This window comes from Streptomyces sp. NPDC058375 (assembly GCF_042723425.1).
Taxonomy (GTDB): domain Bacteria; phylum Actinomycetota; class Actinomycetes; order Streptomycetales; family Streptomycetaceae; genus Streptomyces; species Streptomyces durocortorensis.
The window spans coordinates 1-18,187 of record NZ_JBHXJG010000145.1 but is presented as its reverse complement, the minus strand read 5'-3'; the positions used below and the strand labels follow the sequence as shown (position 1 = coordinate 18,187).

The following is an 18,187-nucleotide window of genomic DNA, read 5'->3' as shown; positions in this document are numbered from 1 at the left end:
TAGAGCGTCTCCATGGTAAGGAGAAGGTCTGCGGTTCGATTCCGCATTGGGGCTCAGAACAACGAAAGGCCCCCGCCACGTGGCGGGGGCCTTTCGCGTTGGTGGCCAGACGTCGGTGGTCAGACGAGGGGCGGTTCCGGGACGCGCATGGCCAGGATCGCCATGTCGTCCGAGGCCGGCTCGGCGGCGAAGCGTTCCACGGCCCGCAGGATGCGCGAGGCAACCGCTCCGGCCGTCAGGCCCGTACAGGTCGACAGGACGTCCGCCAGGCCGTCGTCGCCCAGCATGCGGGTTCCCTCGCGGCGCTCGGTGACGCCGTCCGTGACGCAGAGGAGGACGTCGCCCGGGTTGAGGATGACTTCCTGCTCGTACAGGTCGAGGTCGTCGATCACGCCGAGCAGGGGCTGCGGTTCCGCGGCCGACTCGACGGAGCCGTCCTGGCGCAGGCGCAGCGGCAGCGGATGGCCGGCGCAGACGACCTTCAGGAGGGCGCTGCCGTCCTCCTGGGGCCACAGCTCGCCGTACAGCAGGGTCAGGAAGCGGCTGCGGGCGCCCTCGTCGAGGATCGCGGCGTTGAGGCGCTCCAGGACCGCCGGGCCGCCGAAGCCCTCGCGGGCGAGCAGGCGCAGCGCATGGCGGGCCAGGCCCGTGACGGCGGCCGCCTCCGGGCCCGTACCGCAGACGTCGCCGATGGCGAAGCCGTACGCACCGTCGCTGATCGGGAAGACGTCGTAGAAGTCGCCGCCCACCTCGTTGCCCTCGCCGGCGGCGCGGTAGATGACCTCGATCTCGACGTTCGGCACGTCGGGGAGGCCCGGGGGCAGCAGGCTGCGCTGGAGGGACTGGCTGATCGCCATGCGCTCCGAGTACAGGCGGGCGTTGTCCAGGGCCAGGGCGGCCCTGCGGGACAGATCCTCGGCCAGTTCCAGGATCTCCTGGCGGAAGTGGTCGTCCGAGGGCTTGCCGAGCGTCAGCATGCCGATCACGCGGTTGCGGGCCACCAGCGGGAGGACGACCGTCTCGCCGCCGACGGCCTGGGCCGTGGCGAGCGTGGTGCGGGTGGCTGTGCTCATGCTCAGCGGGGCGTCGCGCTGGAGGCTGCGGGTCGACGTGCTGAGCGCGGCCTTGTGACCGGCCTCCGAGGGGGCGGCCCAGACCCGGGCGCCCGGGGTCGGTACCGGATCCGGCGGGGCGATCTTGGAGAGCAGGGCCTTGAGGCCGTCGATGAGGTCCTCGTCCTCGTGGAGCACGTACGAGAGGTACGGATCGGAGGACTGGTCCGCGATCGTGTAGACGGCGCACCAGGTGGCCAGGGTGGGGACCGTCATCTGGGCCATGAGCGCCAGGGTCTGGTCCCGGTCGAGCGTGCCGGCCAGCAGGTCGGAGGCCTCGACGAGGAAGGACAGGGAGCCGCGGCGCAGCCGTTCCAGCTCGCCGAGACGGGCGGACTCCACGGCCAGAGCGATGCGGTCGGCGGCGAACTGGAGACGCAGGGCCTCCTCGTTCGAGTAGCGGCCCGCGCCCTCCGCCGCGACGCCGAGGGAGCCGGTGAGGCGGCCCTCGACCTTCAGCGGGACCGTGACGACCGAGCGCATGCCGGTGTCGGTGAGCAGCGGGACGGCGCCGGGGACGGCCGTCAGGTCGTCGTGGACGGCGGGCATGCGGGCGGAGCCGTAGCGTCCCGTTCCGGCCTCCACGGGGACGCGGGCGAAGCGCTGGCGGGCCGAGGGGAGGCCCGTCGTGGCGCGGACCTCCAGCTCCGTCTCGTCGTCCGTGGCGAGCAGGAGGAACGCCGCGTCGGCGTCGAGCATGTCGCGGGCCCGCTCGACCGTCCGCTGGAGGAGACCGTCCAGGTCGTCGGGGGCGGGAGAGCCGATGAAAACCTCGAACGGGTCCGCGGTGCGGTTGTCGGACGAGGTGTCGGAGACCGGGGCGCGGACCGGGGACTGGAGCACGGCGCGCTCGTCGTCGCGGACGAGAAGGCAGACCGTGGAGGGTTCGCCGGCGGTGTCGCGGACCCGCAGGTGCGAGGAGTAGACGGCGATGGTCCGGCCGTCGGCGCCGCGGATGCCGTAGCTGCCCTCCCAGCGGGATAGCTGGAGGGCGTCGGCGATGCCGGTGTTGGTCCCCGGGGTGTGCGGCCAGGCCACGAAGTCGGTGAACTGCTTGCCGGTGACCTGTTCCGCGGTGTGCCCGAAGACGTACGCGGCGTCGTCGTTCCACGCGCTGATCGCGCCGGTGCTGTCGATCTGGACGACGGCGACCCGGACGCGCTGGTCGGTGACGGGGAGGAGCGAGGTGGGCAGGACCGGGCCGGCGGAGCGGATGCCCACGGGCCGGTCGGGCAGGTCCAGCTGGAACCAGACGTGCTTGCGCGTGGGGCTGTACTCGACGCCCCAGCGGGAGGCCAGGGCGGCGCAGAGCAGCAGGCCGCGGCCGTTTTCGCGGTCCGGGCTGCCGAAGTCGAGTCCGTTGCTCTGGAGCGGGACCTCGCGTTCCGGGTAGTGGTCGGAGACCTCGACGCGTACGCCGTCGCCGGTGCGCAGGCACAGTACGTCGGCGGCCGTCCCGGCGTGGATGACGGCGTTGGTCACGAGCTCACTGGTGAGGACGACGGCGTCGTCGACGACATCGTTGTAGCCCCATCCCTGGAGCGTGTCCCGGACGAAGGCGCGGGCGGTCGCGACGGAGCGCCCGACCGGTTCGAAGGTGGCGGCCGCGCGCGCGGTGATCACAGCACTCCCCATATGGTGTCTCGTCGCTTCCCCGAGTCCTGTGCCCGTTTATCGCCGCTTCGATTCGCTTGCCAGGCTAGACGTTCGTGAAGGGTGCCGGGTACACGAGGGCCGAGTTCGGGACAGGCCGCCCCGGTGGTGGTGCGCGGGCGCACAAGTATGGACTCCCGGTGCATGGGATGGGGGGCAACCGGTACAGGTTGCCCACGGACCTGTTCCGGCCTGGTACGTTGCAACGATTTGACGTCCGCCCGGTCGCCCGTTGACGGTGTGCTGTGGCGGTGGTCCAAAGTGGAACTGGGCAAGCTTCCGGATAGGCCCGAGTGAAACGGTCAACCCCTGCGGGAGGGACACGGTGGAGTCTGGCGTGGCGGCGCAGGGTTCGAAGGCGCGTACAAAAGGCGGACAGTCCGTGAAAAAGCAGCGCAATGGCACCGTCGAGGTCGATGCGGCAGCTCTGAACAGAGTGCTCGCGGGACTCGTGGCGATGCGCGACGGCAACTTCCGCCGACGCCTCACCGTCTCCGGCGACGGCGTGATGACGGAGATCGCGGCGGTCTTCAACGAGGTCGCCGACCGGAATCTGCATCTCACCGGTGAGCTGGCGCGCGTACGGCGCGTGGTCGGGCGCGAGGGCAAGCTCACGGAGCGGCTGGAGACGGGCGCCTGTGAGGGTTCCTGGGCCGCCGCGATCGACGCCTCCAACGAGCTCGTCGACGATCTCGCCCGACCGGTCTCCGAAGTGGGCCGGGTCCTGTCGGCGGTCGCCGACGGTGACCTGGAGCAGCGGATGGAGCTGCGCTCGCACACCGAGGACGAGACGGTACGGCCGCTGCGCGGCGAGTTCCTGAAGGTCGCCCGTACGGTCAACAACCTGGTCGACCAGCTGTCGGTCTTCACCGAGCAGGTGACCCGGGTCGCCGTCGAGGTGGGTACCGAGGGCAAGCTCGGCGGCCAGGCGCAGGTGCGCGGGATGTCCGGGTCCTGGAAGGACCTCACGGACTCCGTCAACACCATGGCGTACCGGCTGACCGCCCAGGTGAGGGACATCGCGCTGGTGACGACGGCGGTCGCCAAGGGCGATCTGTCACGGAAGGTCACCGTCCATGTGGCCGGTGAGATGCTCCAGCTGAAGAACACCGTCAACACGATGGTCGACCAGCTGTCCTCGTTCTCCTCCGAGGTGACGCGCGTCGCCCGTGAGGTGGGTACGGAGGGCGAGCTGGGCGGTCAGGCGACCGTGCCGGGTGTGGCCGGTGTGTGGAAGGACCTCACCGACTCCGTCAACACGATGGCGGGCAACCTCACCTCCCAGGTGCGCGGGATCGCGGAGGTGACGACGGCGGTAGCCAGCGGTGACCTGACCCAGAAGGTTACGGTGAGCGCGCGCGGCGAGGTCGCGCAGCTCGCCGAGACGATCAACCAGATGACCGAGACGCTGCGCACCTTCGCCGACGAAGTGACACGTGTGGCGAGCGAGGTCGGTGGCGAGGGGCTGCTCGGCGGTCAGGCGCAGGTGCCCGGTGCCGCCGGGACGTGGAAGGACCTCACCGACTCGGTGAACACGGTCTTCCGGAACCTGACCACACAGGTACGGGACATCGCGCAGGTGACGACCGCGGTGGCCAGCGGTGACATGTCGCAGAAGGTCACGGTCGACGTGGCCGGGGAGATGCTGGAGCTGAAGAACACCGTCAACACGATGGTGGACCAGCTCCAGTCCTTCGGTTCCGAGGTGACCCGGGTGGCCCGGGAGGTCGGCGTCGAGGGGCGGCTCGGGGGCCAGGCCGAGGTGCCGGGGGCCGCGGGGACGTGGAAGGACCTCACCGACTCGGTGAACACCGCGTTCCGCAACCTGACCGGTCAGGTCCGGGACATCGCGCAGGTCACCACGGCGGTCGCGAACGGTGACCTGTCGCAGAAGGTCACCGTGGACGTGGCCGGGGAGATGCTGGAGCTGAAGAACACCGTCAACACGATGGTGGCGCAGCTGTCCAGCTTCGCCGACCAGGTGACGCGGATGGCCCGGGACGTGGGCACCGAGGGCCGCCTCGGCGGTCAGGCGCGCGTGGACGGTGTGTCGGGTACGTGGAAGGAACTCACGGACTCCGTCAACTTCATGGCCGGCAACCTCACCTCCCAGGTGAGGCAGATCGCGCAGGTGACGACGGCGGTGGCGCGGGGCGACCTGTCGCAGAAGATCGACGTGGACGCCCGGGGCGAGATCCTGGAGCTGAAGAACACGATCAACACCATGGTCGATCAGCTCTCCGCCTTCGCCGACCAGGTCACCAGGGTGGCCCGCGAGGTGGGTACGGACGGCCGGCTCGGCGGTCAGGCGCAGGTGCCCGGTGTGGCTGGAGTGTGGCGTGATCTGACCGATTCGGTGAACGGGATGGCGGGGAACCTCACCGCTCAGGTCCGTAACATCGCGCAGGTCGCCACGGCGGTCGCGCGCGGTGACCTGTCGCAGAAGATCGACGTGGACGCCCGGGGCGAGATCCTGGAGCTGAAGAACACCCTCAACACGATGGTGGACCAGCTGTCCAACTTCGCGGAGCAGGTGACGCGGGTCGCCCGCGAGGTGGGTACGGAGGGCATCCTCGGCGGTCAGGCCGAGGTGCAGGGCGTGTCCGGTACGTGGAAGGACCTCACCCAGTCCGTCAACGGCATGGCGAACAACCTGACCCTCCAGGTCCGCAACATCGCCGAGGTCACCACCGCGGTCGCCAAGGGCGATCTCTCGAAGAAGATCACCGTCGACGCCAAGGGCGAGATCCTCGAACTGGTCACGACCGTCAACACGATGGTCGACCAGCTGCTGAACTTCGCCGACGAGGTGTCCCGGGTGGCCCGTGAGGTGGGCACCGAGGGGATCCTGGGCGGTCAGGCGCGGGTGCGCGGCGCGACCGGCATCTGGAAGGACCTCAGCGAGAACGTCAACCTGATGGCCAACAACCTGACCAGCCAGGTGCGGAACATCTCCCGGGTCTCCTCGGCGGTCGCCAACGGCGATCTGACGAAGAAGGTCACCGTGGAGGCGCGCGGCGAGGTCGCGGAGCTGGCCGACACGGTCAACACGATGGTGACGACGCTGTCCTCGTTCGCCGACGAGGTCACGCGTGTGGCCCGTGAGGTGGGCACGGAGGGCGAACTGGGCGGCCAGGCCCGGGTGCCGGGGGTCGCCGGTACGTGGAAGGACCTCACCGAGTCCGTGAACTCGATGGCCTCCAACCTGACCGGCCAGGTGAGGCAGATCGCCACGGTCACCACCGCCATCGCCAAGGGCGACCTCACCAAGAAGATCGACATCGACGCGCGCGGTGAGATCCAGGAGCTGAAGAACACCATCAACACGATGGTCGACCAGCTGTCCTCGTTCGCGGAGCAGGTGACCCGGGTCGCCCGCGAGGTGGGCACGGAAGGGCAGCTGGGCGGTCAGGCGCGGGTGCGGGACGTGGACGGCACCTGGCGCGACCTCACCGAGTCGGTGAACGAGATGGCCGGGAACCTGACCCGTCAGGTCCGCGCCATCGCGGCCGTCGCCACGGCGGTGACCCGCGGCGATCTGAACCTGAAGATCGACGTGGACGCGGCCGGGGAGATCCAGGTCCTCCAGGACAACATCAACACGATGATCGCGAACCTGCGCGACACCACGCTCGCCAACAAGGAGCAGGACTGGCTGAAGGGCAACCTGGCCCGGATCTCCGGTCTGATGCAGGGCCGCCGCGATCTGGACGACGTGGCCTCGCTGATCATGAGCGAGCTGACGCCGGTGGTCTCGGCGCAGCACGGCGCGTTCTTCCTGGCGATGGCCGCCGGCGACTCGGACGAGGTCGGTCCCGACAACGGCGAAGCCAATGCGTACGAGCTGCGGATGCGGGGGAGTTACGGCTACTCCGCAGGCTCGATGCCGACCTCGTTCCGGCCCGGGGAGACGCTCATCGGGACGGCCGCCGAGGAGAAGCGGACGATCCAGGTGGACAACGTGCCGCCGGGCTATCTGAAGATCTCCTCCGGCCTCGGGGAGGCCCCTCCGGCGCATGTGATCGTGCTGCCGGTGCTCTTCGAGGGCAAGGTCCTCGGCGTGATCGAACTGGCCTCCTTCCAGCCGTTCACGCACATTCAGCGGGACTTCCTCAACCAGCTCGCCGAGATGATCGCGACGAGCGTCAACACCATCAGCGTCAACACCAAGACCGAGAAGCTGCTGGAGCAGTCGCAGGAGCTGACCGAGCAACTGCGGGACCGCTCGCAGGAGTTGGAGAACCGGCAGAAGGCCCTCCAGGCGTCCAACGCCGAACTGGAGGAGAAGGCCGAGCTGCTGGCCCAACAGAACCGCGACATCGAGGTGAAGAACACCGAGATCGAAGAGGCGCGGCAGGTGCTGGAGGAGCGCGCCGAGCAGCTCGCGGTCTCGATGCGCTACAAGTCCGAGTTCCTGGCGAACATGTCGCACGAGCTGCGCACCCCGCTCAACTCACTGCTGATCCTGGCCAAGTTGCTGGCGGACAACGCCGAGGGCAATCTCTCGCCGAAGCAGGTGGAGTTCGCCGAGACGATCCACGGGGCCGGTTCCGACCTGCTCCAGCTGATCAACGACATCCTCGACCTCTCCAAGGTCGAGGCGGGCAAGATGGACGTCAGCCCGACCCGGATCGCGCTGGTCCAGCTGGTCGACTACGTGGAGGCGACCTTCCGCCCGCTCACCGCGGAGAAGGGCCTCGACTTCTCCGTACGGGTGTCGCCGGAGCTTCCCGCGACGCTGCACACCGACGAGCAGCGCCTGCTCCAGGTGCTGCGCAACCTGCTGTCCAACGCGGTGAAGTTCACCGACACCGGCGCGGTGGAGCTGGTGATCCGGCCGGCGGGCGCCGATGTGCCGAACGCCATCCGGGAGCATCTGCTGGAGTCGGGTTCGCTGCGGGACGCGGACGCCGATCTGATCGCGTTCTCGGTCACCGACACCGGGATCGGGATCGCCTCCAGCAAGATGCTGGTGATCTTCGAGGCGTTCAAGCAGGCGGACGGGACGACGAGCCGGAAGTACGGGGGCACCGGCCTCGGGCTCTCCATCAGCCGGGAGATCGCCCGGCTGCTCGGCGGCGAGATCCACGCGGCGAGCGAGCCCGGACGCGGCTCCACCTTCACCCTGTACCTGCCGTTGCACCGCGCCGAACTGCCGCCCCAGGGTTACCCGCCGGTGGGTTCCGGTTCCGCCGAGGTGCTGGGCGGCTCGGGCGAGATGGGGCACGGGCAGGCGCCGCAGGGCCAGTCGGCTCCGTACGGCGATCCGGCCAACTCCGCCGGGATGTTCCGGCGGCGGCGCAAGGCCCTGGGGGACGCGGCCCGCAGGCCCGCCCTGCCGGCCGGCCGGACCACGTCCGAGAGCGCACCCCAGCAGGAGGAGTGGGTGCAGGGGAGCCAGGTCGAGAGCCAGGGTCAGGACCAGGCCGCGGCTGAGGAGCCGGCGCCCCGGCGGACATTCCGCTTCCGCGGCGAGAAGGTGCTCATCGTCGACGACGACATCCGTAATGTCTTCGCGCTCACCAGCGTGCTGGAGCAGCACGGACTGTCGGTGCTGTACGCGGAGAACGGGCGCGAGGGCATCGAAGTCCTGGAGCAGCACGACGATGTGACGGTCGTGCTGATGGACATCATGATGCCCGAGATGGACGGGTACGCGACGACGACCGCGATCCGGCGGATGCCGCAGTTCGCCGGGCTGCCGATCGTCGCGCTCACCGCGAAGGCGATGAAGGGCGATCGGGAGAAGGCGATCGATTGCGGAGCTTCCGACTATGTGACGAAGCCGGTCGATCCTGATCACCTGCTCGCGGTGATGGAGCAGTGGATGCACGGAGAGTGATCGAAGATTGAAAGAATTGGCGTGAGTTGTTGACCGACTGTGCGCGAACGGGTGTGAACGCGCTGCATTCGGGGAACCTTCTGGTCTCCCACCGCGTTTGCGGTATGTGCACAGTGACATCGCGGTGACAGGGTGTGGTGACGGGCGGGGTGCGGCTACCATGACCGGCACAAGGACGGACGGCGTAAGGGAGTCGTCCCCTGGGGCGGCACCCGGTGCATTTCCGGGGCGAGGAGGACGGGCCATGGTGCAGAAGGCCAAGATCCTCCTGGTCGATGACCGGCCGGAGAATCTGCTGGCGCTGGAGGCCATCCTCTCTGCGCTCGATCAGACACTGGTCCGGGCATCGTCAGGGGAGGAGGCGCTCAAAGCGCTGCTCACGGACGACTTCGCGGTCATTCTGCTGGACGTCCAGATGCCGGGCATGGACGGTTTCGAGACCGCCGCGCACATCAAGCGGAGGGAGCGGACCCGGGACATCCCGATCATCTTCCTCACCGCGATCAACCACGGTCCGCACCACACCTTCCGGGGTTACGCGGCCGGTGCGGTGGACTACATCTCCAAGCCGTTCGACCCGTGGGTGCTGCGGGCGAAGGTCTCGGTCTTCGTCGAGCTCTACATGAAGAACTGCAAGCTCCGCGAGCAGGCCGCGCTGCTGCGGCTCCAGTTGGAGGGCGACGGCCACGCGGGCGGCGAGCACGAGAAGGAGCCGGCCGGTCTGCTGGCCGAACTCTCCGCACGGCTCGCGGCGGTCGAGGAGCAGGCGGAAGCCCTCTCCAAGCAGCTCGACGACGAATCCGCGGACGCCGCGGCGGTCGCCACCGCCGCCCACCTGGAGCGCAAGCTGACCGGCCTGCGCCGCGCGCTCGACGCGTTGGAGCCGGGCACCGGCGGAGGCACGGGCGTGCTGCCCGCACAGAGCTGACACCTCGCGCCCTCCGCTCCTCTGCTGTGATGCGGCGTCAGTTCCCGGCCGTCCGGAGCCGACACGGTCGGGTGAACCGGTAGGCGAACGTGTTCACGGGCGACGACAGCGGTAACCTCGGCACCATGGCCTCACGTACGTCCGGCAAGGGTTCCCAGGGCACGGCGGGCACCGCGAAGCGCGTCGGCCGTACCTCGGGCCCGGCGAAAAAAGCCGCGCCCGCCAAGAAGACCGCACCGAAGAAGGCGGCTGCCCCCGCCAAGAAGGCTCCCGCGAAGAAGGCGGCGGCCAAGAAGCCCGCGCCCAAACCCGCGCCGTCACCCACCGGGGGTCTCTACCGGCTGGTGCGGGCGGTCTGGCTCGGGGCGGCGCACGGCGTCGGCGCGGTGTTCCGCTCGATAGGGCGTGGCGCCAAGGGACTTGACCCCGCCCACCGCAAGGACGGGCTCGCACTCCTCCTGCTCGGCCTGGCGCTGGTCGTCGCCGCGGGCACCTGGTCCAACCTCCAGGGACCGGTCGGCGACCTGGTCGAGATGCTGGTGACCGGGGCCTTCGGCCGGCTCGACCTGCTGGCGCCGATACTGCTGGGCGCGATGGCGGTGCGACTGATCCTGTATCCGGAGCGGCCCGAGGCCAACGGCCGTATCGTCATCGGGCTGTCCGCCCTGGTCATCGGAGTCCTCGGCCAGGTCCACATCGCCTGCGGTTCGCCGGGGCGGGACGCGGGCACCGAGGCGATGCAGGACGCGGGCGGGCTGGTCGGCTGGGCCACCTCCAAGCCGCTGATCTTCATGATGGGGGAGGTGCTCGCCGTACCGCTGCTGGTGCTGCTGACCGTGTTCGGGCTCCTCGTCGTCACCGCCACCCCGGTCAACGCCATTCCGCAGCGGCTGCGCCAGCTCGGCGTCCGCCTCGGCATCGTGGAACCGGCCCCCGAGGCCGACGAGGGGTACGAGGCCGACGACGAGCGCTACGAGGACCAGTGGCGCGAGGCGCTGCCCGAGCGGACCCGGCGGCGCGGTGCACGGCGCACGGACCCTGACCCGGTCTACGACCACGACCAGGTCGAGGCCGAGGCGCTCACCAAGCGCCGGAGGCCCCGCAGGCCCTCCGCGCAGCCCGCGATGAACCGGCCGCTGGACGCGGTGGACGTCGCCGCCGCCGCCGCGGCCGCGCTCGACGGGGCCGTGCTCAACGGGATGCCGCCCTCGCCGGTCGTCGCCGACCTGACCCAGGGCGTCTCCGCGGACCGGGAGCGCACCGGGACGCCCGTGCCCGGGGCCCGGGAGGCCGAGCGGGGCGGCGAGGGGAAGGCCGGGGCGATCGCCGGCCGCCGGTCGGGCCGGTCCGGTGCCGACGACGCGAGCGGCGGTGACCGTTCCGGTGACGCCTCCGGCCGGTCCGGTGCCGTTCCCGATCTGACCAAGCCCGCACCCGAGCGTTCCGAGGGCCTGCCCGCCCGCGCCGAACAGCTCCAGCTGTCCGGCGACATCACCTACTCACTGCCCTCGCTCGACCTGCTGGAGCGCGGCGGCCCGGGCAAGACCCGCAGCGCCGCCAACGACGCGGTCGTGGCCTCGCTGACCAACGTCTTCACCGAGTTCAAGGTCGACGCCGCGGTCACCGGCTTCACCCGGGGCCCGACGGTCACCCGTTACGAGATCGAGCTCGGCCCCGCCGTGAAGGTCGAGAAGATCACGGCCCTGGCCAAGAACATCGCGTACGCCGTGGCCAGTCCGGACGTGCGGATCATCTCGCCGATCCCGGGCAAGTCCGCCGTCGGCATCGAGATTCCCAACTCCGACCGCGAGATGGTCAACCTCGGCGATGTGCTGCGCCTCGCGGACGCCGCCGAGGACGACCACCCGATGCTCGTGGCGCTCGGCAAGAACGTCGAGGGCGGTTACGAGATGGCCAACCTCGCCAAGATGCCGCACGTCCTGGTCGCCGGCGCCACCGGATCGGGTAAGTCCTCCTGCATCAACTGCCTGATCACCTCGATCATGGTGCGGGCCACCCCGGAGGACGTGCGGATGGTCCTCGTCGACCCCAAGCGCGTCGAGCTGACCGCGTACGAGGGCATCCCCCACCTCATCACCCCGATCATCACCAACCCCAAGAAGGCCGCCGAGGCGCTCCAGTGGGTCGTGCGGGAGATGGACCTGCGCTACGACGACCTCGCCAACTTCGGTTACCGGCACATCGACGACTTCAACCACGCGGTGCGCAACGGCAAGTGCAAGGCGCCCGAGGGCAGCGAGCGGGAGCTGTCCCCGTACCCGTATCTGCTGGTGATCGTCGACGAGCTGGCCGACCTGATGATGGTGGCCCCGCGCGACGTCGAGGACTCGATCGTCCGCATCACCCAGCTGGCCCGTGCGGCCGGCATCCACCTGGTGCTCGCCACCCAGCGCCCCTCGGTCGACGTGGTCACCGGCCTGATCAAGGCGAACGTGCCCTCCCGGCTCGCCTTCGCCACCTCCTCCCTCGCCGACAGCCGCGTCATCCTCGACCAGCCCGGCGCCGAGAAGCTCATCGGCAAGGGCGACGGGCTCTTCCTCCCGATGGGCGCCAACAAACCCACCCGTATGCAGGGCGCCTTCGTCACCGAGGACGAGGTCGCCGCCGTCGTCCAGCACTGCAAGGACCAGATGGCCCCGGTCTTCCGGGACGACGTCGTCGTCGGTACGAAGCAGAAGAAGGAGATCGACGAGGACATCGGCGACGACCTGGACCTGCTCTGCCAGGCCGCCGAGCTGGTCGTCTCCACCCAGTTCGGATCGACCTCGATGCTCCAGCGCAAGCTGCGGGTCGGCTTCGCCAAGGCGGGCCGGCTCATGGACCTGATGGAGTCCCGGAACATCGTCGGACCCAGCGAGGGCTCCAAGGCGCGGGACGTCATGGTGAAACCGGACGAGCTCGACGGGGTGTTGGCCGTCATCCGCGGGGAATCCGCTCCCTAGGACCTGTCGTCACGGAATCCGCTCCGTAAAGGTTCTGTGGGCAACCGTTTCGTACGGTCGTACGTCCAGTTGAAGGGAGGGACGGAACCGTGCTCCTCCCCGCAGCTCGCTCCGTCACCACCTCACTCTTACTCCCACCCCGTTCGGCCCACTACAGGTTGCCCAGTCCTCGATCGGGGCTGCGCTCCGCCCCCGCTCCGCCCCGGAGCCGGGGGCGGGGCCGTCCGGCGAACCCGATGGCGTACAAAGTCGTCCCTCCCGGTTGCCCCTCCCTTTCGTACCCCCCCTAGACTGAACATCCAGCAGGTGGCTCACGCTCGAAAGGCGCCCCCGTGTCCATCGGCAACTCCCCCGAAGACGACCGGCCTTCGATCGGTCGGGCCCTTCAGCAGGCTCGTATCGCCGCAGGTCTGACGGTCGAGGAAGTCAGCAGCTCCACCCGGGTGCGCATCCCCATCGTGCACGCGATCGAGCAGGACGACTTCTCCCGCTGCGGCGGCGACGTCTACGCCCGCGGCCACATCCGCACGTTCGCCCGTGCCGTCGGTCTCGATCCGGAACCGCTGGTCGAGGAGTACGACGCCGATCACGGCGGCCGTCCCGCCCCGACCCCCGCGGCACCGCTGTTCGAAGCGGAACGCATCCGCTCCGAACCCCGGCGGCCCAACTGGACCGCCGCCATGGTCGCGGCGATCGTCGCCGTCGTCGGGTTCGTCGGCTTCACGCTCTTCAGCGGCGAGGACGAACCGACCAACACCGCCCAGGTCGCGGAGGGCTCCAAGCCCGACAAGACCGCGGCCAAGCCCACCGCCACCAAGCCCGCCGACCCCAAGCCCGTGCCCTCCGAGAGCGCCATCGCCGCCGCCCCCCGGGACAAGGTGACGGTCAAGATCGGCGTGACCCGGGACGAGAGCTGGATCTCCGCCAAGGACCACAACGGCCGGATGCTCTTCGACGGGCTGCTCCTGGAGGGTGAGTCCAAGACCTTCCAGGACAGTGAGCGTATCGACCTCGTCCTCGGCAACGCCGGGGTGATCGAGCTCTTCGTCAACGGGAAGAAGCTGCAGGACCGCTTCGAGCCCGGCCAGGTCGAACGGCTCTCCTACACCAAGGGTGACCCCGAGGCCGGCTGACCCGCCGCCCTCGCTTCCCCTGCCGCGTTCCGACGGGCGCCCGGCTTCGCGCATGGCGCCCGTCGGCGTTCCCCGCCCCGTCCCGCTGCTACGGGGAGTAACAGCGGCAAGGGCAGGCAACCCTGCACGGCAGGGTGGTCGCCGGGACGAAGTAGTCTTGAGTCCATGCCCGAACGCCGTACCGTCGCCCTTGTCACTCTTGGCTGCGCCCGTAACGAGGTGGACTCGGAGGAGCTTGCAGGCCGCTTGGCAGCGGACGGCTGGGACCTCGTCGAGGACGCCTCGGACGCGGATGTCGCAGTCGTCAACACCTGTGGGTTCGTCGAAGCCGCCAAGAAGGACTCCGTCGACGCCCTGCTCGAAGCCAACGATCTGAAGGACCACGGCCGCACCCAGGCCGTCGTGGCCGTCGGCTGCATGGCCGAGCGCTACGGCAAGGACCTCGCCGAGGCCCTGCCGGAGGCGGACGGCGTCCTCGGATTCGACGACTACGCCGACATCTCCGACCGGCTCCAGACCATCCTCAACGGTGGCATCCACGCCTCGCACACCCCGCGCGACCGCCGCAAGCTGCTGCCGATCAGCCCCGCCGAGCGGCAGGACGCCGCCGTGGCGCTGCCCGGCCACGCCCAGGAGACGCCCGCCCCGGCCCCCGAGGACCTTCCCGAAGGCGTCGCCCCGGTCTCCGGGCCTCGGGCACCGCTGCGGCGTCGGCTCGGCACCAGCCCGGTCGCCTCGGTGAAGCTCGCCTCCGGCTGCGACCGCCGCTGCTCCTTCTGCGCCATCCCCTCCTTCCGCGGCTCCTTCATCTCGCGGCGGCCCTCGGACGTGCTCCAGGAGACCCGCTGGCTGGCCGAGCAGGGCGTGAAGGAGGTCATGCTCGTCTCCGAGAACAACACCTCGTACGGCAAGGACCTCGGCGACATCCGCCTGCTGGAGACCCTGCTGCCCGAGCTGGCCGACGTGGACGGCATCGAGCGGATCCGGGTCAGCTACCTCCAGCCCGCCGAGATGCGCCCCGGCCTGATCGACGTCCTCACCTCGACGCCCAAGGTCGCTCCGTACTTCGACCTCTCCTTCCAGCACTCCTCCCCGAGCGTGCTGCGCACGATGCGCCGCTTCGGCGACACCGACCGCTTCCTGGAGCTCCTGGACACCATCCGGTCCAAGGCCCCCGAGGCCGGCGCCCGCTCCAACTTCATCGTGGGCTTCCCCGGCGAGACCGAGGCCGACCTCGCCGAGCTGGAACGCTTCCTCACCGGTGCCCGCCTCGACGCGATCGGCGTCTTCGGCTACTCCGACGAGGAGGGCACCGAGGCGGTCGGCTACGAGAACAAGCTGGACCCCGACGTCATCGCGGAACGCCTCGCCCACATCTCCCAGCTGGCCGAGGAGCTGACCTCGCAGCGGGCCGAGGAGCGCGTCGGCGAGACCCTCCAGGTGCTCGTGGAGTCCATCGAGTCGGAGGACGACGGCGAGGTCGCGATCGGCCGTGCGGCCCACCAGGCCCCCGAAACCGACGGCCAGGTGCTCTTCACCACACGCGAGGGACTCGTGCCGGGCCGTATGGTCGAGGCAAAGGCAGTGGGCACCGAAGGCGTCGACCTGGTGGCCGAACACCACGAGCTTGCGGAGGTAGCCAGATGACGGGAGTCCCGGCATCCGCGGCAGGCGGCTCCGGCGCGAAGCCGGTCCGCGGCGGCAAGCTGGGCACTGCGGCCGTCAACCAGGCCAGCCTGTGGAACATCGCCAACATCCTGACCATGGTGCGGCTGCTGCTCGTGCCCGGCTTCGTCCTGCTGCTGTTCCACGACGGCGGATACGACCCGGTCTGGCGCTCCTTCGCCTGGGCGGCCTTCGCCATCGCGATGATCACCGACCTGTTCGACGGTCATCTGGCACGGGCGTACAACCTGGTCACGGACTTCGGGAAGATCGCCGACCCGATCGCCGACAAAGCGATCATGGGCGCGGCGCTGGTCTCGCTCTCCATCCTGGGTGATCTGCCGTGGTGGATCACCGGCGTGATCATCGCGCGGGAGCTGGGCATCACGCTGATGCGGTTCTGGGTGATCCGCCATGCGGTGATCCCGGCCAGCCGGGGCGGCAAGCTGAAGACGCTCGCGCAGGGGACCGCGGCCGGGATGTACGTCCTGGTGCTGACCGGGCCCCTGGCGACCTTGCGCTTCTGGATGATGATGGTCGCCGTCGTGCTGACGGTCGTCACCGGTCTCGATTACGTACGCCAGGCCGTCGTCCTGCGCCGCATGGGCCTCGCCGCGGAGCGCGCCGCCGCGGTCGAGCGGGCCGCGGAGGCCACGGAGGCCCTTCAGGACCCCGCGCCTCATCCGGCCGTCGGTGCCGGAGCGGCCGCCGGCGGTCCTGTGGCCGCCGAGGTCGGGCCCGCTGTCGGCGCTGTGGCCGACGTGACGGACGTACCGTCCGGTGTGACGGATGTATCTCCCGGCGTGATGGACGTGTCGCCCGGTGCGATGGACGTACGGTCCGGTGTGGCGGACGTACGCAGCGCTGCCGAGGTGCGCGACGCCGCGGAGGCCGAGCGGTGACAGCCGCTGCCCGGGTGCTCCGGCTTCTCGGGGCGCGGGGTGAGACGCTCGCCGTCGCCGAATCGCTGACGGGCGGCCTGGTCGCCGCGGAGCTGACCGCCGTACCCGGTGCTTCCCGGTCCTTCCGGGGGTCGGTTACGGCGTACGCCACCCCTCTGAAGCGGGACGTCCTGGGCGTCGATCCGAGCCTTCTGGCGGAGCGCGGCGCGGTGGACCCCGAGGTGGCGTTGCAGATGGCGGCGGGTGCGCGCCGTGTTCTCGACGCGGACTGGGGAATTTCCACCACCGGGGTCGCGGGGCCGGAACCACAGGACGGGCAGCCGGTCGGCACGGTCTACGTGGCCGTGGCCGGGCCCTCCGGCGTCGAGAAAGTGTCGGCTCTGCGGTTGAATGGTGAGAGGGCGGATATCCGTAGTGAGAGTGTGCGAAGCGTCCTCGAACTGCTCGCGAGCGAACTCGGCGGGAATGCGCGGGCACAGGATACGGAACAACACGGGGGGAATGGATGTTTGCAGCCCTGAGTGAACACGACATCGCTCCCCGCACGGCCGCAGCACAAGGCGGTACGGTAGGGCGTGAAGGATGCGGCTACGCGGTCCGAGGAGGGAGCCACCGATGATTCTGCTCCGTCGCCTGCTGGGTGACGTGCTGCGTCGGCAGCGCCAGCGCCAAGGCCGTACTCTGCGCGAAGTCTCCTCGTCCGCCCGGGTCTCGCTCGGTTATCTCTCCGAGGTGGAGCGGGGGCAGAAGGAGGCATCCTCCGAGCTGCTCTCCGCGATTTGCGACGCGCTTGAGGTACGGATGTCCGAGCTCATGCGAGAAGTGAGCGACGAGCTCTCGCTCGCGGAGCTGGCCGAGTCGGCAGCTGCCAGTGATCCGGTCCCAGTACCGGTTCGTCCCATGCTCAATTCCGTCTCCGTCTCGTCGGTCGCAGGTGTGCCGTCGGGACGGGTGACCATCAAGGCGCCCGCGGAAGCGGTGGACGTCGTCGCCGCCTGATCCACGCGGCACAGTTGCTCGACCGGAGTCCCGGTCGGTCCCTGTCGGGGGCCGGCCGGGACTTCTGCGTGCGGGCGCCCGATTCCGGTGTGATCTGTCAGCCATGCGCGTGTGGGCCGTCGCCGAGCGGGCACACGGAGGACAAGGCCCACATGACCGTTTTGCTTCGTATGTGCCATCGTGGGTGATGCACCGAGACGGTCAGTGAAGCGGCTGACGGATGGGAGTAGCGCACATGTCTGTGGTCAAGAGCACGTTGTCCGAGGGCGACCTCAAGGTCGTGGGAACAGCGCTCCAAGGCGCTCTGGTCGACCTCGTCGACCTCTCCCTGGTGGCCAAGCAGGTCCATTGGAACGTGGTGGGTCCGCGCTTCCGCTCCGTGCACCTTCAGCTCGACGACGTCGTAGCCACAGCCCGGCAGCACTCCGACACGGTGGCCGAGCGTGCCTCGGCGGTCGGGGTCAACCCGGACGGGCGCTCCGGCACCGTGGCCAAGGAGACGGCCATCGCCTCCGTGCCCGAGGGCTGGATCAAGGACACCGACGCGGTGAAGATCCTGGTGGACGCGCTGGGCGTGGTCATCGGCCGGATGCGGGAGCGCATCGAGACGACCGACGAGCCGGACCCGGTCACCCAGGACCTGCTGATCGCCCTGACGGCAGACCTCGAGAAGCACGCCTGGATGTTCCAGGCGGAAAGCGCCTGACCGGCGGCCGGACGACCGGCGACCGCGATACGTCTGACGAGCGAAGGAGCGACATCATGAGCGACGGAGCCATGGACAAGCTGAAGGGCAAGGGCAAGGAAGCGGTCGGCAAGCTGACCGGCGACCGCCGCAAGGAGGCCGAGGGCAAGGCCGACCAGACCAAGGGCGGAGCCAAGGACGCGGCCGACGGGCTCGGTGAGCGCGCCAAGGGCGTCAAGGACTCCCTCGGCCGGGACGACGACAAGTAGTCCCGCGGCTCTCGGAGCCATCGCCCCACACAGGAG

General features: G+C 69.7%; 11 protein-coding genes. 10 read left to right on the top strand and 1 reads right to left on the bottom strand.

All coding sequences use genetic code 11. The features are described 5' to 3' along the window. Window positions 1-119: 119 nt before the first annotated feature. The gene (locus ACFWM7_RS22335) at window positions 120-2,747 is read right to left on the bottom strand and encodes a SpoIIE family protein phosphatase (protein ID WP_383263207.1); all 2,628 of its coding nucleotides are present in this window, start codon (window positions 2,745-2,747) and stop codon (window positions 120-122) included. Window positions 2,748-3,147: 400 nt separating this feature from the next. Here ACFWM7_RS22335 and ACFWM7_RS22330 point away from each other — a divergent pair, with 400 nt between their 5' ends. From ACFWM7_RS22330 to ACFWM7_RS22285, 10 genes are all read left to right on the top strand, one after another. Beyond that, the gene (locus tag ACFWM7_RS22330) at window positions 3,148-8,607 is read left to right on the top strand and encodes a HAMP domain-containing protein (protein ID WP_383263205.1); all 5,460 of its coding nucleotides are present in this window, start codon (window positions 3,148-3,150) and stop codon (window positions 8,605-8,607) included. Between the two features lie 244 nt (window positions 8,608-8,851). Then, window positions 8,852-9,535, top strand: a complete 684-nt coding sequence (locus ACFWM7_RS22325) for a two-component system response regulator (protein ID WP_032794268.1) — start codon at window positions 8,852-8,854, stop codon at window positions 9,533-9,535. Window positions 9,536-9,660: 125 nt separating this feature from the next. Beyond that, window positions 9,661-12,498 carry a DNA translocase FtsK gene (locus ACFWM7_RS22320; protein ID WP_383263203.1) on the top strand — a complete coding sequence of 946 codons (2,838 nt, stop codon included), beginning with the start codon at window positions 9,661-9,663 and terminating at the stop codon, window positions 12,496-12,498. Between the two features lie 332 nt (window positions 12,499-12,830). After that, entirely contained in the window at window positions 12,831-13,631 is an 801-nt protein-coding gene (locus ACFWM7_RS22315; RefSeq protein WP_383263201.1) for a helix-turn-helix domain-containing protein, read from the top strand. A gap of 165 nt (window positions 13,632-13,796) precedes the next feature. Further along, on the top strand, window positions 13,797-15,278 hold the full coding sequence (rimO, locus tag ACFWM7_RS22310; protein ID WP_383263199.1) for a 30S ribosomal protein S12 methylthiotransferase RimO: 1,482 nt from the start codon (window positions 13,797-13,799) through the stop codon (window positions 15,276-15,278). After that, complete coding sequence (pgsA, locus tag ACFWM7_RS22305; protein ID WP_383263197.1) at window positions 15,275-16,198, top strand: CDP-diacylglycerol--glycerol-3-phosphate 3-phosphatidyltransferase; 924 nt, start codon at window positions 15,275-15,277, stop codon at window positions 16,196-16,198. The genes rimO and pgsA overlap by 4 nt, the downstream gene beginning before the upstream one ends. Next, on the top strand, window positions 16,195-16,719 hold the full coding sequence (locus ACFWM7_RS22300) for a CinA family protein (protein ID WP_383263195.1): 525 nt from the start codon (window positions 16,195-16,197) through the stop codon (window positions 16,717-16,719). Before pgsA ends, ACFWM7_RS22300 begins: the two co-directional genes overlap by 4 nt. A 94-nt stretch (window positions 16,720-16,813) precedes the next feature. Next, window positions 16,814-17,197 carry a helix-turn-helix domain-containing protein gene (locus tag ACFWM7_RS22295; RefSeq protein WP_383263194.1) on the top strand — a complete coding sequence of 128 codons (384 nt, stop codon included), beginning with the start codon at window positions 16,814-16,816 and terminating at the stop codon, window positions 17,195-17,197. 235 nt (window positions 17,198-17,432) lie between these two features. Next, window positions 17,433-17,903 carry a Dps family protein gene (locus tag ACFWM7_RS22290; protein WP_164198979.1) on the top strand — a complete coding sequence of 157 codons (471 nt, stop codon included), beginning with the start codon at window positions 17,433-17,435 and terminating at the stop codon, window positions 17,901-17,903. 56 nt (window positions 17,904-17,959) lie between these two features. Beyond that, window positions 17,960-18,151 carry a CsbD family protein gene (locus tag ACFWM7_RS22285; protein WP_383263191.1) on the top strand — a complete coding sequence of 64 codons (192 nt, stop codon included), beginning with the start codon at window positions 17,960-17,962 and terminating at the stop codon, window positions 18,149-18,151. Window positions 18,152-18,187: the final 36 nt, after the last annotated feature.

Bases quoted from the DNA above. Each gene is read 5' to 3' on its own strand.
- ACFWM7_RS22335 (WP_383263207.1), bottom strand. From the start codon at position 2,747: ATGGGGAGTGCTGTGATCACCGCGCGCGCGGCCGCCACCTTCGAACCG.
- ACFWM7_RS22325 (WP_032794268.1), top strand. From the start codon at position 8,852: ATGGTGCAGAAGGCCAAGATCCTCCTGGTCGATGACCGGCCGGAGAAT.
- ACFWM7_RS22320 (WP_383263203.1), top strand. From the start codon at position 9,661: ATGGCCTCACGTACGTCCGGCAAGGGTTCCCAGGGCACGGCGGGCACC.
- rimO (WP_383263199.1), top strand. From the start codon at position 13,797: ATGCCCGAACGCCGTACCGTCGCCCTTGTCACTCTTGGCTGCGCCCGT.
- pgsA (WP_383263197.1), top strand. From the start codon at position 15,275: ATGACGGGAGTCCCGGCATCCGCGGCAGGCGGCTCCGGCGCGAAGCCG.
- ACFWM7_RS22295 (WP_383263194.1), top strand. From the start codon at position 16,814: ATGATTCTGCTCCGTCGCCTGCTGGGTGACGTGCTGCGTCGGCAGCGC.
- ACFWM7_RS22290 (WP_164198979.1), top strand. From the start codon at position 17,433: ATGTCTGTGGTCAAGAGCACGTTGTCCGAGGGCGACCTCAAGGTCGTG.
- ACFWM7_RS22285 (WP_383263191.1), top strand. From the start codon at position 17,960: ATGAGCGACGGAGCCATGGACAAGCTGAAGGGCAAGGGCAAGGAAGCG.